We start from the raw sequence: 13,413 nt of genomic DNA, 5'->3' as shown, positions 1-13,413 counted from the left end.
ACCGACCGTACGGGACCGGACTACGCCCCGGCCGCCGCGGCGAGCTCCGCGAGCCCGCGGACGATGCCCTCGGCGAGGACGTCGGCGTCCGGGACGCCGTCGTGGTCGGCGTTGATGCCGAAGGTCATGGAGCCGGCGTAGGAGAAGATGCCGATCGCGAGCCGGCAGCCCATGGCGATCGGCACGTGGGCGTGCAGCGAGACCATCCGCCGGCCGAGCGCGTAGAGCGGCCGCGGTGGTCCGGGCACGTTGGTGGCCACGGCCTGCGCGACGGGTTGCGCCGACCCGGCCGTGCGGGCGCCGAGCGCGAGCATCGCCGGCGCGACGAGGTCGCCCGCCGAGAGCATCGTCCGGGTGTCGACGGCGAGGATGAGCCGCTTGTGGTCCTCCATCTGACGCCGGACGGCGGCGAGGCGGGCGAGCGGGTCCGCCTGGCCGACCGGCAGGTCGACGAGCACCGTCGTGATCCGGTTGCCGACCTGGCCGCGCTCCGAGCTCCGGCGCACCGAGACCGGTACGAGGGTGCGGACGACGAGGCGGTCGGTGAGCTCGTCGCGCCCGGCGAGCAGGTCGCGCAGGCCGCCGGTGACCGCGGCGAGGACGACGTCGTTGTCGGTGCCCCCGAGCGCCCGCCGCGTGCGACGGACCGTCGAGAGCTCGACCGCGCTCCACGCCCACCGGCGGCGGCGTCCGAGCGGGCCGTTGAGGGTGTGGGCGGTGGCCGCGGTCGTCTGTCGGGTGAGGTCGAGGACCGCGGCCGTGACCGCCTCGGTCCGGCGGACCCACTCGCCGGGCGACGCGAGCCGGCGGAGCGCCCCCAGCTGGGCGAGCGTCTGGTGCCCCGTGTCGGCGACCGCACCGCGCAGGCTCCCGGCGACCAGGCCGACGGTCGAGGGCTCGGACGTCGGCTGCCAGGCGTCCGGCTCGCCGGGCTCGGTGTCCGGTCCCGGGTCGAAGACCAGCGCCAGCAGGTCGGTGCCGGCGATCCCGTCGACCATGCAGTGGTGGACCTTGGCGACGACCGCCCACCGGTCCCCGGCGAGCCCGTCGACGAGCCACACCTCCCACGGCGGCCTGGTCAGGTCGAGGGGCTGCTCGAGGATCCGGGCGACGGCGGCGCGGACCTCCTCGTCGCCACCGGGTCCCGGCACCGTCACGTGGCGAACGTGGTGGCCCAGCTCGAAGTCCCGGTCGTCCACCCACACCGGGCGCCCGAGCCCGAGCGGTACCGGGCGCACCCGCTGGCGGTACCGGGGCACGTGGCGGAGCTTGGCGGCCACCAGCCCCTCGAGCTCGCCGAGCGACGGCGGCGGGCCCTCCAGGACCGACACCGACCCGACGTGCATCGGGGTCGTCGGGCTCTCGAGGTGATAGAAGGTCGCATCGACCGGGCCCAGTCGGTCCACCGCTCGGCCCTCCTCCCGCTTCCCGGGTCGACGGCGTCCCAACAGCTCATCCTCCGCGGGTGGCGACCCGGTCCCGCCCGCCCGGCTACAACATCTGCCGTGTGCCTGCTCATCATCCTGCTGGTCCTGGGCCCCCGGGCCGTCATCGTCGTCTGGTGGTTGATCGCGCCGCTGCAGTGGAGCGCCACCTTCGGGACGTTGCTCTGGCCGATCCTGGGTTTCCTGCTCCTGCCCTGGACGACCCTGGTCTACATGCTCGTGGCGCCGGGCGGGGTCGTCGGGTTCGACTGGTTGTGGCTCGCGCTGGCCCTGGCCGTCGACGTGAGCAGCCATGCCGGCGGCCGGGTCTACCAGCGGCGGCGCAGCGCGGTGGCGTGACACCGCCCGATCTATCCTCGCGGCCGTGGACGCCCGCCGCTGCCCGTGCGGATCGCTCGAATCCCTCGACGCCTGCTGTGGCCGCTACCTGGGCGACGACGGTGCCGCACCGCCGACGGCCGAGGCGCTGATGCGGTCGCGCTACACGGCGTTCGTCCGCGGCGACGTCGACCACCTGCTGCGCACGTGGCACCCGGACACGCGCCCCGCCGCGCTGGAGCCGGACCCGGGCGTGCGCTGGACCGGGCTCGAGGTGCTCGACCGCGTCGACGGCGGGCTGTTCGACGCCGAGGGCGTGGTCGAGTTCCGGGCGCACCACCGCGACGGGGTCCAGCACGAGCGGAGCCGGTTCGTGCGGGAGGCGGGCCGGTGGCTCTACGTGGACGGGGTCGTCGGGACGCAGGGGTGACCGGCTAGAGGTCGATCTCGAACCCGCTGCCGGACGCGGTCGGCACGGCGGGACGGGTCCCGGGAGCGCCGACGGGCCGCCAGCGGGTGGGGGCGGCGAGGCGTCGGGTCGGGTCGTCGGAGGCGGTCAGCGCCGGCCCGCCGACGGCGCCGTAGCACTGCTCGAGCCCCACGGTGTCCAGGTGGCCGGCGAACCAGGTGACGAAGACGGCGTCCACGTCGCCGGCGTGCCCGGGCAGCTCCGCGGTCCACGACAGCGCGTCGACGTCCGCCCGGATCCGCCACGCGCGCCCGGCCCCGTCGAGGACCGTCCGCCGGCTCGGGACCGCCGCGAGCTGCTGCCGCAGCCGCAGCTCGCCGAGCGGGAGGTCCAGCGTCCAGTCGACCCGGCCACCGCGGCGCTCGCCGTACGCGGAGGCGACGACGAGGTCGTCGTCGCCGACCATCCGGACGGCGAGGAGGTGCACGTCGCCGTCGGCGGTCCGGGACAGGACCCGCTCCTCGAGGGAGAACACGCCCGCGTCGAGCTCCACCCGGCGCCGCCCCCGCTCGTCGACCGACGAGGTCGCCACGACCCGGTCGCCGAAGCGCACCACCCCGTCCCCGCCGGCCAGCGACATCGCGGCCCGGACGCCGTGCTCGTAGCGGCAGAGCTCGTCGTCGTACCGGTCGTGGCGCCGCGACCAGCCGGTGCGGTGGGCCGGGACCATGCACAGGATCGCCGCGATCCAGCACCCGAACCAGGCGAGGAGCACGTCGGTCGGGTCCTCGACGAGGAACACGACGACGAGGAGGACGGCGCCGAGCGCGCCGAGGGCGGCGCTCGTCCACCACCATCGCCGCCATCCCCGGCTCCGGGCCCGGCGTGCGGCGGTCTCGCCCGGCCACCGCGGGCCGCCGCCGGGGACCACGGGCGCGTCGAGGGTCGTCTCCGAGAGTGACATGGCGGGCTCCTCCACGAGGTCGGGCGCGACCCGCGGTCGGGGGTCGGCGGCGACCAGCGTGCGCCGCCGCGGCCCGCCCGTCCCTGCCCGCCGTCACCGTGGCTGTGTCAGCGCCGCGACACTTCCGACGACGGCGGTGCCGGGGCTTCTCCCCGCCCCCCGCGGCCGCGAGGATGACCACGGATCGCGCACGACGCAGTGGCGAGGAGACCGATGACCGGATCACCGGTCCCGACCGGGTCGATCACCGGACGCGGGATGACGATGAGCGACATGCTCGCCCGCAGCGCCCGGCGGGCACCGGAGCACACCGCATTCGTCGACGCGTCCTCGCGGCGGACCTACCGCGAGGTCGACGAGCGGGTCAGCCGGCTGGGCGGTGCGCTGCTCGCCCGCGGGGTGGCGGTGGGGGACCGGGTGGCGGTGCTGGGGCGCAACAGCACCGAGGTCGTGGAGGCCTGGCTCGCGGCGCTGCGCATCGGCGCCATCGCGGTGCCGGTGAACTTCCGGATGGTCGCCGACGAGATCGCCTACGTCCTGGCCGACAGCGGCGCCACCGTCGTGCTCTGCGACGAGGCGTTCACCGAGGTCGTCGCCGACGCCCGTCGGGCCGCCCCCGGGGTGGGCACCGTCATCACCCTGGGCGAGGACCTCGCCGGCGTGCTCACCGAGGCCTCCGGGGAGCTCCCCGAAGCGCCGATCAGCGACGAGGCGGCGGCGTACATCATGTACACGTCGGGGACCACGGGCTTCCCGAAGGGCGCGGTGCTGACCCACCGCAACCTCTATCTGCACGCGTTCTGCTCCATGGCGACGCTGGGGCTCGAGGGCGACGACCGCGTGTGGATGTCGGCGGCGCCGCTGTTCCACATCGCCGGGCTGTCGGGGATGCTGCCGGCGCTGATCACCGGGGGCACCGTCGTGATCCCGCCGTCGGGGAGCTTCGACCCGGCCGCCACCGTGCGGACCCTCGTCGACGAGGGCGTCACCTCGTGCTTCATGGTGCCGGCCCAGTGGCAGTCGATCTGCGCGCTGCCCGACCTCGCCGCGCACGACCTGTCCCGGCTGCGCCGCATCTCGTGGGGCGCCGCCCCGGCCTCCACCACGCTGCTCCGGACGATGATCGCGGCGTTCCCGCAGGCCGAGGTCTGCACGGCGTTCGGGCAGACCGAGTGCAGCCCGGTGACCACCTACCTGCGCGGCGAGGACTCGATCCGCAAGATCGGCTCGATCGGCACCCCGATGATCGGGGTCGAGGTCCGGGTCGTCGACGAGGAGATGAAGGACGTCCCGCAGGGAACCGTCGGCGAGATCGTCTACCGCAGCCCCATGGTGATGACCGAGTACTGGAACAAGCCCGACGAGACCGCCGAGGCGTTCCGCGGGGGCTGGTTCCACTCCGGCGACCTCGTGCGCGAGGACGAGGACGGCTACCTCTACGTCGTCGACCGCGTCAAGGACATGATCATCTCGGGTGGCGAGAACATCTACTGCGCCGAGGTCGAGAACGCGCTGGCCGCGCACCCGAAGATCGCCGAGGTGGCGCTGATCGGCGTCCCGGACCCGCGGTGGGGCGAGACGCCGCTCGCCGTCGTCGTCGCCCGTGACCCGGACGACCCCCCGACCGACGCGGAGATCGAGACGTTCGCGCGTGACCACCTCGCCGCCTACAAGCGCCCCCGCCACGTCCGCCACGTCGACGCCCTGCCGCGCAACCCAGGCGGGAAGGTCGTCAAGAAGACACTGCGGGAGCGGTTCGCCCCGGTCGTCGACCCGCCGGCGTGACCACGACGACGACCGTTGTCGCCCTGAGACCGGGCTGCGACCCGTCCCGACGGCCCGGCGATCGACCCTCGGTGTGCACCGGCGTGGACGAGGAGGACACCGTGAGCACCCCACTCGAGTCGATCAATCCGTGGACCTGGCAGGACCAGTTCGGTTTCTCGCAGGCCGTCGCCGTCGCTCCCGACGCACGGCGGGTGTTCTGTGCCGGCCAGGGCGCCGCGAGCTCCGAGGGCGCGACGCTGCACGAGGGTGACATCGGCGGGCAGGTGACCCAGGCGTTCGACAATCTCGAGGTGGTGCTCGAGCGGGCCGGCTCCGGGTTGTCGCACGTCGTTCGGCTGAACTACTACACGACCGACGTGGACGGACTGCTCGGCGTGTGGAACCTCGTCGTCGAACGGCTCGACAAGGCGAACTGCCGGCCCGCCAGCACCCTGCTCGGCGTCGCGCGTCTGGCGTTCCCCGAGATGCTCGTCGAGATCGAGGCGACGGCGGTGGTGCCGTAGGCCGCGACCCGGGCGACGCGAGCCGCGATCTCGCTCGGCGCGCACGAGGGCCAGGCCGGAGTGCGACGTCGCGCCCACGGGCACACCAGGCAGCTCCACCGGGCCCGGGATCTGCCTCAGGTGCTCGTGATCACGCGTCGGGCCCCGCGGCTCCTCCGATCAGAACGTGGCGATCGGGTTGACCGGGCTGCCGGAGGTGCCCGCGAAGCGGACCGGCGCGACGGCGAGGTGGAAGTCCCACTGACCGAGCTCGGCCGCCGTCGTCGCGCACGCCTCGAGGTCGCAGTTGTCGAGCAGCCAGAGACCCATCGCGACGAGGCCCACGGCGTGGACCGGCATCAGCACCTCGTCGTACCCCGAGGGCTGCACGTCCTGCGGAGAGTCGGCCCCGATCAGCGCGACCTGCCGCTCGTGCAGCCACGGCAGGCAGGAGGCGTGCCAGCCGGCCTGCTCGACGCCGTCGGCCGCAGCGTCCTCGTGCCGGGCGCGGCCGTGACCGGTGCGCAGGAGCACCGCATCGCCGGGGCGCACCCGCACGCCCTGGCGACGCTCCGCCGCGTCTAGGTCGTCGGGGAACACGCCCTCTCCCGGTTCCAGCCACGGGACGTCGCGGGCTCGGGCGACGTCGAGCAGGACGCCCCGCGTGAGGATCCCGTGCGCCGCCGCCGTCACCGCCGCCCACGCCGAACCCGTACCGGGGTCGACCAGGGAGTGCGGCCGCCCGTTGTACATCGCGCCGTCCCAGAAGAGGTGGCAGGGCGAGTCGAGATGGGTGAGCGTGTTGCCGTGGAACGACAGGCCGAGCCGCTCGGCGGAGAAGCCCCAGCGCCGGTCGGCGTGGAAGCGGGCCGGCATGCCCTCGGCGCCGGGCATGTCGGCGGCACACGGGCACGTCGTCGTCGCCCGTTCCATGTCCCGCGGAGCGGCGACCTCCCACGCGCACGACACGCTCCGGCCGTGGCGCACCGCCCGCGCCGCCGCGAGCCGGACGTCGTCGGTGACGTGGTTCAGCGTGCCCAGCTCGTCGTCGTCCCCCCACCGTCCCCAGTTCGACAGCGTCTCGAAGTACCCGAGCACGTCGTCAGGTGTGGGCACCGGTCGCTCTGCGCTCATCCCAGCACCGACTCCTCCGGTCGCAGCTGAACGGCATGACCCTAGATCGTGAGCCCGAGTTCGGGATCTCCGACTGGATCGACGTCCCGCTGGGCGTGATCCGGTCGCGGCATACGACGGCCGGATCGCTCGTGTGACCCGAGGCCGACGCCACCGACGAGTTGCGCCGTCCACCACCTCGCCGAGCACCCGGGCACGCCGCCGGGGCTCGCCCCCGGGGAGCACGGAGACGGTCCGCCCGCTGGTCGTGGATTCCTCCGAGTAACCGTCGACGATGTCGTCCATCGGGTGCGACGCGGTACCTTCGTCGATCCGGGCAGCCGTCGCTGGGCGCACCGACGAAGGAAGCCCGTCAAGGGGGTGTCGGGTGATGCCGATCGATCCACGGGAACTCCGTCGCTGCCTCGGACACTTCACGACCGGGGTCACGGTGATCACCTGTGCCGGCACGGGCGCCGGCGCCGCGCCGCACGGTGCCACGGTGAACGCGTTCACCGCGGTCTCCCTCGAGCCGCCGCTCGTGCTGGTCTCCCTGGATCGGCGGTCGAGGCTCTGCTCGCTGGTCGCCGACAGGCCGTTCACCGTCAACGTGCTCGAGGCTGCCCAGAAGGACCTGGCGCTGCACTTCGCCGGTCGGCCGAACCAGGACGTGCGGTGGGCCGCCGAGAGCTCCTGCGGATCGCCCCAACTGGCCGGGGCGCTCGCTCACGTCGCCTGCACTCCGTGGCAGCACTACGACGGCGGGGACCACGTCCTCTACCTCGGAGAGGTCCAGGAGTTCCGGATCCACGACGGGGACCCGCTGCTGTTCCACACCGGAAAGTTCCATCGCCTCGGCGGCGATCAGAACCCGCTTCTCTGGGACGACTCCGCCGACGGGCCCGGGGGGATGGCCTGGTTCACCCAGGCCCTCACAGCTCCCTAGGTCCCGGGACCCGGCGCCCACGTCTCGGCCCGTCCCGCCCGGAGTTGCACGACGGTCCCCGGTACTGCCGGGTCCGCGGCGGATCCACCCACCGCCCACGAAAGGAACCACCATGAGCCTGCAGCAGGATTCGGTCGTCACCCCCACCGATGACGAGGGCCGCAGTACCCGACCGATGACCGGGCACGAGTACATCGAGAGCCTGCGCGACGACCGGGAGGTCTATCTCTACGGGGAGAAGGTCGACGACGTCACCACCCACCCGGCGTTCCGCAATGCGGTGCGGATGACCGCTCGGCTCTACGACGCCATGCACGACCCGGCCAAGCAGGACGTGCTCACGGCGCCGACCGACACCGGCTCGACGGGGTTCACGCATCCGTTCTTCCGCACCCCACACACCGAGGCCGACCTCAAGAAGGACCGTGACGCGATCGCCGAGTGGGCGCGGATGACCTACGGGTTCATGGGCCGCAGCCCGGACTACAAGGCCGCGTTCCTCGGCACCCTCGGGGCGAACTCCGAGTTCTACGATCCTTACGCGGCCAACGCCCGCCGCTGGTACGCCGAATCACAGGAAAAGCTCCTCTACTGGAACCACGCGATCATCAATCCGCCGGTGGACCGCCACCGCGACCCCGACGAGGTCTCCGACGTGTTCATGCACGTCGAGGAGGAGAACGACCAGGGGGTCGTGGTCTCCGGCGCGAAGGTCGTCGCCACCGGCTCCGCCATCACCCACTTCAACTTCCTGGCCCACTACGGCCTGCCGATCAAGAAGCGCGAGTACTCCCTGGTCTGCACCGTCCCGATGGGCGCGCCGGGGATGAAGCTGATCTGTCGGCCCTCGTACGCCCAGCAGGCCTCCGTCATGGGCAGTCCGTTCGACTACCCGCTGTCGTCCCGGCTGGACGAGAACGACACGATCTTCGTGCTCGACAAGGTCTTGATCCCCTGGGAGAACGTCTTCATCTACGGCGACCCGGAGAAGGCCTCCACGTTCTTCCCGGGCTCGGGCTTCCTGCACCGCTTCACCTTCCACGGCGTGACCCGCCTGGCGGTCAAGCTCGACTTCATCGCCGGGCTGCTGATGAAGGGGCTGGAGGTCACGGGCACCAAGGACTTCCGCGGCGTGCAGACCCGCGTGGGGGAGGTCATCGCCTGGCGCAACATGTTCTGGGCGATCTCGGACGCGATGTGCGCCCGTCCGAACGAGTGGGTCAACGGGGCCCTGCTGCCCAACCTGGACTACGGCCTGGCCTACCGCTGGTTCATGACCATCGGCTACCCCCGGGTCCGCGAGATCATCCTGCAGGACCTCGGTGCGTCGCTGATCTACCTGCCCAGCCACTCCGCGGACTTCCTCTCCCCGCAGGTGCGGCCCTACCTCGACAAGTACGTGCGGGGCTCGGGCGGCTACGAGGCCGTCGACCGGGTCAAGCTGATGAAGCTGATCTGGGACTCCATCGGCTCGGAGTTCGGTGGCCGCCACGAGCTCTACGAGCGCAACTACTCCGGGAACCACGAGGGCGTGCGCGCCGAGCTGCTCTTCGCGGCCGAGACCTCAGGCGCCGCGGCCGCGATGAAGGGCTTCGCCGAGCAGTGCATGAGCGAGTACGACCTCCACGGCTGGACCGTGCCCGACCTGGTCGACAACGCCGACGTCCGAATCTTCCACACCAACGGCCACTGAGCCGCCGTGATCACTCCCGGCCCGGGGCCGGCCGGCGGAACCCCGGCACCAGGTCGTCCTTCGGTTGACGTACTCGAGATCCACCGGAACAAGACGGAGCAGACGATGACCGTGACTACTCAGACGATGACCGACGAGCAGCGGAAGTCGGTCGCCCTGGAGTACCTCAAGGCGTTCGACAACGGCGGAACGACCTCGTCCGGCGGCAGCATCCTCGACTTGTTCGCGCCGGACGCCCAGGTCATGTTCCCCAAGTGGGGCATCGCCGAGGGCCACGAGGCCATCGGGCGCATGTTCGCAGACGTCGGCGGCACCCTGAAGTCGATCAAACACCACTACGCCGAATTCACCTGGATCTTCTCCGGCGGGGATCTCGTGGTCGCTGAAGGCACCAGTCACGGTGAGCACGTCGACGGTCCCTGGCGCGCCGGCGTCCCGGACTGGGCGGCAGGCCGCTGGTGCGACGTGTTCGAGATCCGCGATTGGCTCATCCAACGCTGTTTCATCTACCTCGACCCGGACTACGCCGGTAAGGACACCGCCCGTTACCCGTGGTTGCAGACTGACGGAGCCTAAGAACCGCGGGCGCTGTGCTGTCGTGCCAACGTCGGTGGCCCCATGAACCGCCGTGGATCGGGTAGGAGTTCCGGACACAGGGGGACGGAGCGAGGCGGGGCGATCTGTCACCCTGAACGGTCCGGTCCTGCTCGATCGAGCTCGATCCGCAGGATGACCCGGCGTTCCTCGTTCATCGCGCGCCGGTAGTCGTCCCAGTCCGGGTGCTCGCCGGACACCCGCCGGTAGTAGTCGACGAGCAGGTCCATCGCTTCTGGGAGCGTCACGATCTCGGCGCGTCCTTCCACCTGGATCCACCGTCCGAAGAAGGCGTCGGGAAGCACACAGAGCGAGACGCGGGGATCGCGTCGCACGTTGTGGGTCTTCATCGCCGGTTCGCGGGTGCTGACGAGCAACCGTCCAGCCTCGTCGACCGCTACCGCGACCGGCGACATCTGCGGGCGACCGTCCCGGCGGCTGGTGGCCAGCACCGCGTGCGCCTGCTCCCGTGCCACCGCACGGGCGTCATCAAGGTCCACCAGAGCCTCCGTGTCCATCTCGTCGACCGACAACCCGCGGCGAACCGTAGCGCCGACACCCGGGCCGGCGTCGTCGATCACCGACCCGAGAGCCGCTCCACCAGCGGGGCGAACTCCTCGATGAACGCGCTGTTGACGCTGATGTAGGAGACACCCAGCTCGGCGCGCCGGCGTTCCAGCTCGGCGGCCATGTCGTCGACGCTGCCCCGGAGCATGGCCAGCGAGTCGTGCTCGACGAGGGTCTCGGCGTCCACGCCGATGAAGCCGCGGATCCACGGGGGGACGTGCTCGCCGACCACGAAGATGTTCATCCCCAGCTCGATGCCCCGGCCGTCCGCCGCCGAGCGGACGTCGTCGGCGTGCGCGGCGAAGTCCTCGCGGCTGGTCAGCACGCCCCCGGCGAGGGTGACGATGTCGGCCTTCGCCGCGGCGAGCCGCCGGGCCCGCGGGCCGCCGGCGGCGACCATCACCGGGGTGTGCGCGTCGCCGTCGAGGCGCCGGACGTGGTCGATCGTCTCCGAGATCGCGTCGAGCCGTTCCCGACCGGTGCCGTAGGGCAGCCCCAGCTCCGCGGCCTGCTCGCGCATCGACGGCAGGCCGGTGCCGAGGCCGAGCTCGAACCGGCCGTCGGTGAGGGTGGTCAGGCTGTGCGCCTCCCAGGCCGCCGCCCGTGCGGTGCGCAGCGGGCTGGCCAGCACGAACGAGCCCACCCGCAGCCGGGTGGTCACCGCGGCGGCCATCGCGAGACCGGCCGTCGGGGTCGGGAGGTGGAGGTTGTCGGGGGAGAGCAGCGTCGCGTAGCCGAGCTCCTCGGCACGGCGTGCGGTGTCCCGCCACGGCCCGCCGCCTCCCTGGGCCGCGGCCACGACGCCGAACCGGAACTCCATCGCATGACCCCCGTCGTCGTCGTCGGCCCGATCCAACCACCGCGGTGCCCCGGCGCACCCGCCTCGCCCCGGACCGGCTCGCGGAGGACGCTGACCAGCGCGTCCGGCGTCGTCGAGAACGGGGATGATCGATGGTGACCACTGCGGGGGCGGTGGAGGAGGCGGACCGGCCGGCGCTGGGCCGGCGGGTGGCCGCACTCTTCGCGCCCTACCGGGGCCGGCTGGTGCTGATCGCGGTGGCGATCCTCGTGACCGCCGGCCTCGGCATCGTCAACCCGTTCCTCACCCAGGCCGTGTTCGACGACGCCCTCTTCGCCCCCGGCGGGCCCCGACTCGGGCTCCTCGGTGCCCTCGTCGGCGCGATGGTCGTGATCGCGCTGGTCTCGTCGCTGATCGGGGTCGGGCAGACCTACCTGACGACGGTGCTCGGCAACCGCGTCATGCAGGGCCTGCGCGACCGGCTGTTCGCCCACCTGCAGCGTATGCACCTGGGCTTCTTCACCTCGACGAAGACCGGCGTGATCCAGTCGCGGCTCGACAACGACGTCGCCGGGGTCCAGTCCGTCGTCACCGAGACCGCCTCGTCGATCCTCGGCAACGTCGTTACCGTCATCGCCTCGGTGGCGGCGATGCTGGCGCTGTCCTGGCAGCTCTCCCTGGTCGCGTTCGTGCTGATGCCGGTCTTCATCGTGCTGCAGATCCGCGTGGGCCGGGTGCGACGGCGGGTCGCGGCGAGCACCCAGGCGTCGCTGTCGGACATGTCGGCGATCACCCAGGAGTCGCTGTCGGTCTCGGGGGTGCTGCTGGCCAAGGTGTTCGGGCGCCAGGAGCACGAGATCGAGCGCTACCGGGCCGAGAACGCCCGGCAGACCGACCTGCAGGTCCGCCAGACCATGACCGGGCAGTCGTTCTTCGCCGTCGTCCAGGCGTTCTTCGCCATCACGCCCGCGGCGGTGTACCTGGTCGCCGGCTTCGTCGGGACCGGCTCGGGCGCCGCGCTGCTCTCCGCCGGCACGCTGGTGGCGTTCACGACGCTGCAGAGCCGGCTGCTCTTCCCCGCGGTGCAGCTGCTGCGGGTCTCGCTCGACGTGCAGACCTCGCTGGCGCTGTTCAACCGCATCTTCGCCTACCTCGACCTCGTCCCGGCCCTGACCGACCCGCCGGACGCGAAGGTCCTCGCCAAGGACCGGGCGAAGGGCTCCGTCGAGTTCCGGGAGGTCTGGTTCCACTACGCGGCGGCCGAGGACGACGAGCCCGGGCCGCGCGAGGTCGAGGACGACGCCGCCCCGACCTGGGCGCTCCAGGACCTGTCCCTGCGGATCGAGCCGGGCCAGCTGGCCGCCGTCGTCGGGCCCAGCGGGGCCGGGAAGACCAGCCTGTCCTATCTGGTGCCGCGGCTGTACGACGTCGACCGGGGTGCGGTCTGCCTCGACGGCATCGACGTGCGGGAGCTCGCGCTCTCCTCGCTGGCCGAGGTCGTCGGGATGGTCACCCAGGACACCTACCTCTTCCACGCCACCGTCGCCGAGAACCTCCGCTATGCGGCTCCCGACGCGACCGACGCCGAGCTCGAGGCCGCCGCCCGGGCCGCGAACATCCACGACCGCATCGTCGGCTTCGAGCAGGGCTACGACACCGTGGTGGGGGAGCGGGGCTACCGGCTCTCCGGCGGCGAGAAGCAGCGTCTGGCGATCGCCCGGGTGATCCTCGCCGACCCACGCATCCTGATCCTCGACGAGGCCACCTCCGCGCTCGACACCGTCAGCGAGCGCCTCGTCCAGCACGCGCTGGAGTCGGTGATGGAGGGCCGCACGACGATCGCGATCGCGCACCGGCTCTCGACGGTGCTGGCGGCCGACGTCATCTTCGCCCTCGACGGCGGCCGGCTGGTCGAGCACGGCACGCACGCCGAACTGCTGGCCCGCGGCGGGCTCTACACGAAGCTCTACGCCGAGCAGTTCGGGTCGGGCCAGGTGGAGGCACGCTGCGCCGACGGCATCCGCTTCCGCGACGGCGAGGTCCTGCGGCAGGAACCGCAGGTCGACGTCGCGTAGCGGGACGCCCGGCGTCCGGCCCGGGCGACCACGGGAGCGCGAGTGGGCGTCGTCGGCGTGCCTCGTTCCGGGGCGGAAGACGCCCCCTCGACGGCACCGGGAGCGCCCGGAACCCCCACCACGGTCGGTCGTCCGACGACCCCGCAGGGTGGCTCTTGACGTGATCTCGCCCACAGCCGCAGACTCGTTGCGTCCAGCACAACCGGTTGCGATAGACGCA

General features: G+C 72.3%; 13 protein-coding genes. 8 read left to right on the top strand and 5 right to left on the bottom strand.

The window, feature by feature from the left end; translation table 11 throughout:
• Positions 1-20 precede the first annotated feature (20 nt).
• Positions 21-1,406: a wax ester/triacylglycerol synthase family O-acyltransferase gene (locus tag HH311_RS21375; RefSeq protein ID WP_169185720.1), complete on the bottom strand. Its 1,386-nt coding sequence runs from the start codon at positions 1,404-1,406 to the stop codon at positions 21-23.
• Positions 1,407-1,505: 99 nt separating this feature from the next.
• On the opposite strand from HH311_RS21375, the gene HH311_RS32020 reads away from it, so the two are divergent.
• On the top strand, positions 1,506-1,784 hold the full coding sequence (locus HH311_RS32020) for a hypothetical protein (protein ID WP_169185719.1): 279 nt from the start codon (positions 1,506-1,508) through the stop codon (positions 1,782-1,784).
• Positions 1,785-1,809: 25 nt separating this feature from the next.
• Positions 1,810-2,193, top strand: coding sequence for a YchJ family metal-binding protein (locus tag HH311_RS21365; protein WP_312030304.1), 384 nt, complete (start codon positions 1,810-1,812; stop codon positions 2,191-2,193).
• A gap of 4 nt (positions 2,194-2,197) precedes the next feature.
• Here the strand turns inward: HH311_RS21365 and HH311_RS21360 are convergent, their stop codons facing one another.
• Positions 2,198-3,136 carry a hypothetical protein gene (locus HH311_RS21360; protein WP_169185717.1) on the bottom strand — a complete coding sequence of 313 codons (939 nt, stop codon included), beginning with the start codon at positions 3,134-3,136 and terminating at the stop codon, positions 2,198-2,200.
• A 213-nt stretch (positions 3,137-3,349) separates the two neighbouring features.
• Here HH311_RS21360 and HH311_RS21355 point away from each other — a divergent pair, with 213 nt between their 5' ends.
• Complete coding sequence (locus HH311_RS21355; RefSeq protein WP_169185716.1) at positions 3,350-4,921, top strand: long-chain-fatty-acid--CoA ligase; 1,572 nt, start codon at positions 3,350-3,352, stop codon at positions 4,919-4,921.
• Between the two features lie 101 nt (positions 4,922-5,022).
• Positions 5,023-5,427 carry a RidA family protein gene (locus tag HH311_RS21350; RefSeq protein WP_169185715.1) on the top strand — a complete coding sequence of 135 codons (405 nt, stop codon included), beginning with the start codon at positions 5,023-5,025 and terminating at the stop codon, positions 5,425-5,427.
• Between the two features lie 159 nt (positions 5,428-5,586).
• Here the strand turns inward: HH311_RS21350 and HH311_RS21345 are convergent, their stop codons facing one another.
• Positions 5,587-6,540 (bottom strand): cyclase family protein, encoded by a 954-nt coding sequence (locus HH311_RS21345; protein ID WP_211190598.1) that lies wholly within the window; start codon positions 6,538-6,540, stop codon positions 5,587-5,589.
• A gap of 370 nt (positions 6,541-6,910) precedes the next feature.
• On the opposite strand from HH311_RS21345, the gene HH311_RS21340 reads away from it, so the two are divergent.
• The 3 genes from HH311_RS21340 to HH311_RS21330 all read left to right on the top strand — a co-directional run bounded on the left by HH311_RS21340 (position 6,911) and on the right by HH311_RS21330 (position 9,734).
• Entirely contained in the window at positions 6,911-7,465 is a 555-nt protein-coding gene (locus tag HH311_RS21340) for a flavin reductase family protein (protein ID WP_169185714.1), read from the top strand.
• A gap of 112 nt (positions 7,466-7,577) precedes the next feature.
• Positions 7,578-9,158: a 4-hydroxyphenylacetate 3-hydroxylase family protein gene (locus HH311_RS21335; RefSeq protein ID WP_169185713.1), complete on the top strand. Its 1,581-nt coding sequence runs from the start codon at positions 7,578-7,580 to the stop codon at positions 9,156-9,158.
• Between the two features lie 126 nt (positions 9,159-9,284).
• Entirely contained in the window at positions 9,285-9,734 is a 450-nt protein-coding gene (locus HH311_RS21330) for a nuclear transport factor 2 family protein (protein WP_248292879.1), read from the top strand.
• A gap of 107 nt (positions 9,735-9,841) precedes the next feature.
• Here HH311_RS21330 and HH311_RS21325 read toward each other — a convergent pair whose 3' ends face one another.
• Both HH311_RS21325 and HH311_RS21320 read right to left on the bottom strand, forming a co-directional pair.
• A complete protein-coding gene (locus HH311_RS21325) occupies positions 9,842-10,333 on the bottom strand; it encodes a PPOX class F420-dependent oxidoreductase (protein WP_312030303.1) in 492 nt (163 codons plus the stop codon).
• Complete coding sequence (locus HH311_RS21320) at positions 10,330-11,139, bottom strand: LLM class flavin-dependent oxidoreductase (RefSeq protein ID WP_169185711.1); 810 nt, start codon at positions 11,137-11,139, stop codon at positions 10,330-10,332. Before HH311_RS21320 ends, HH311_RS21325 begins: the two co-directional genes overlap by 4 nt.
• A gap of 131 nt (positions 11,140-11,270) precedes the next feature.
• Here HH311_RS21320 and HH311_RS21315 point away from each other — a divergent pair, with 131 nt between their 5' ends.
• Positions 11,271-13,193: an ABC transporter ATP-binding protein gene (locus HH311_RS21315; RefSeq protein WP_169185710.1), complete on the top strand. Its 1,923-nt coding sequence runs from the start codon at positions 11,271-11,273 to the stop codon at positions 13,191-13,193.
• The last annotated feature ends 220 nt before the right edge of the window (positions 13,194-13,413 follow it).

The organism is Actinomycetospora sp. TBRC 11914 (assembly GCF_012933465.1).
In the GTDB taxonomy this organism is placed as follows: Bacteria; Actinomycetota; Actinomycetes; order Mycobacteriales; family Pseudonocardiaceae; genus Actinomycetospora.
Note: the sequence above shows the minus strand (reverse complement) of the source record. Positions and strands in the feature narration are given on the sequence as shown.

What these genes read in the sequence shown, in the direction of transcription:
- HH311_RS21345 (WP_211190598.1), bottom strand. Translation starts at nt 6,540, where the DNA reads ATGAGCGCAGAGCGACCGGTGCCCACACCTGACGACGTGCTCGGGTAC.
- HH311_RS21330 (WP_248292879.1), top strand. Translation starts at nt 9,285, where the DNA reads ATGACCGACGAGCAGCGGAAGTCGGTCGCCCTGGAGTACCTCAAGGCG.
- HH311_RS21360 (WP_169185717.1), bottom strand. Translation starts at nt 3,136, where the DNA reads ATGTCACTCTCGGAGACGACCCTCGACGCGCCCGTGGTCCCCGGCGGC.
- HH311_RS21335 (WP_169185713.1), top strand. Translation starts at nt 7,578, where the DNA reads ATGAGCCTGCAGCAGGATTCGGTCGTCACCCCCACCGATGACGAGGGC.
- HH311_RS21320 (WP_169185711.1), bottom strand. Translation starts at nt 11,139, where the DNA reads ATGGAGTTCCGGTTCGGCGTCGTGGCCGCGGCCCAGGGAGGCGGCGGG.
- HH311_RS21340 (WP_169185714.1), top strand. Translation starts at nt 6,911, where the DNA reads ATGCCGATCGATCCACGGGAACTCCGTCGCTGCCTCGGACACTTCACG.
- HH311_RS21315 (WP_169185710.1), top strand. Translation starts at nt 11,271, where the DNA reads ATGGTGACCACTGCGGGGGCGGTGGAGGAGGCGGACCGGCCGGCGCTG.
- HH311_RS21355 (WP_169185716.1), top strand. Translation starts at nt 3,350, where the DNA reads ATGACCGGATCACCGGTCCCGACCGGGTCGATCACCGGACGCGGGATG.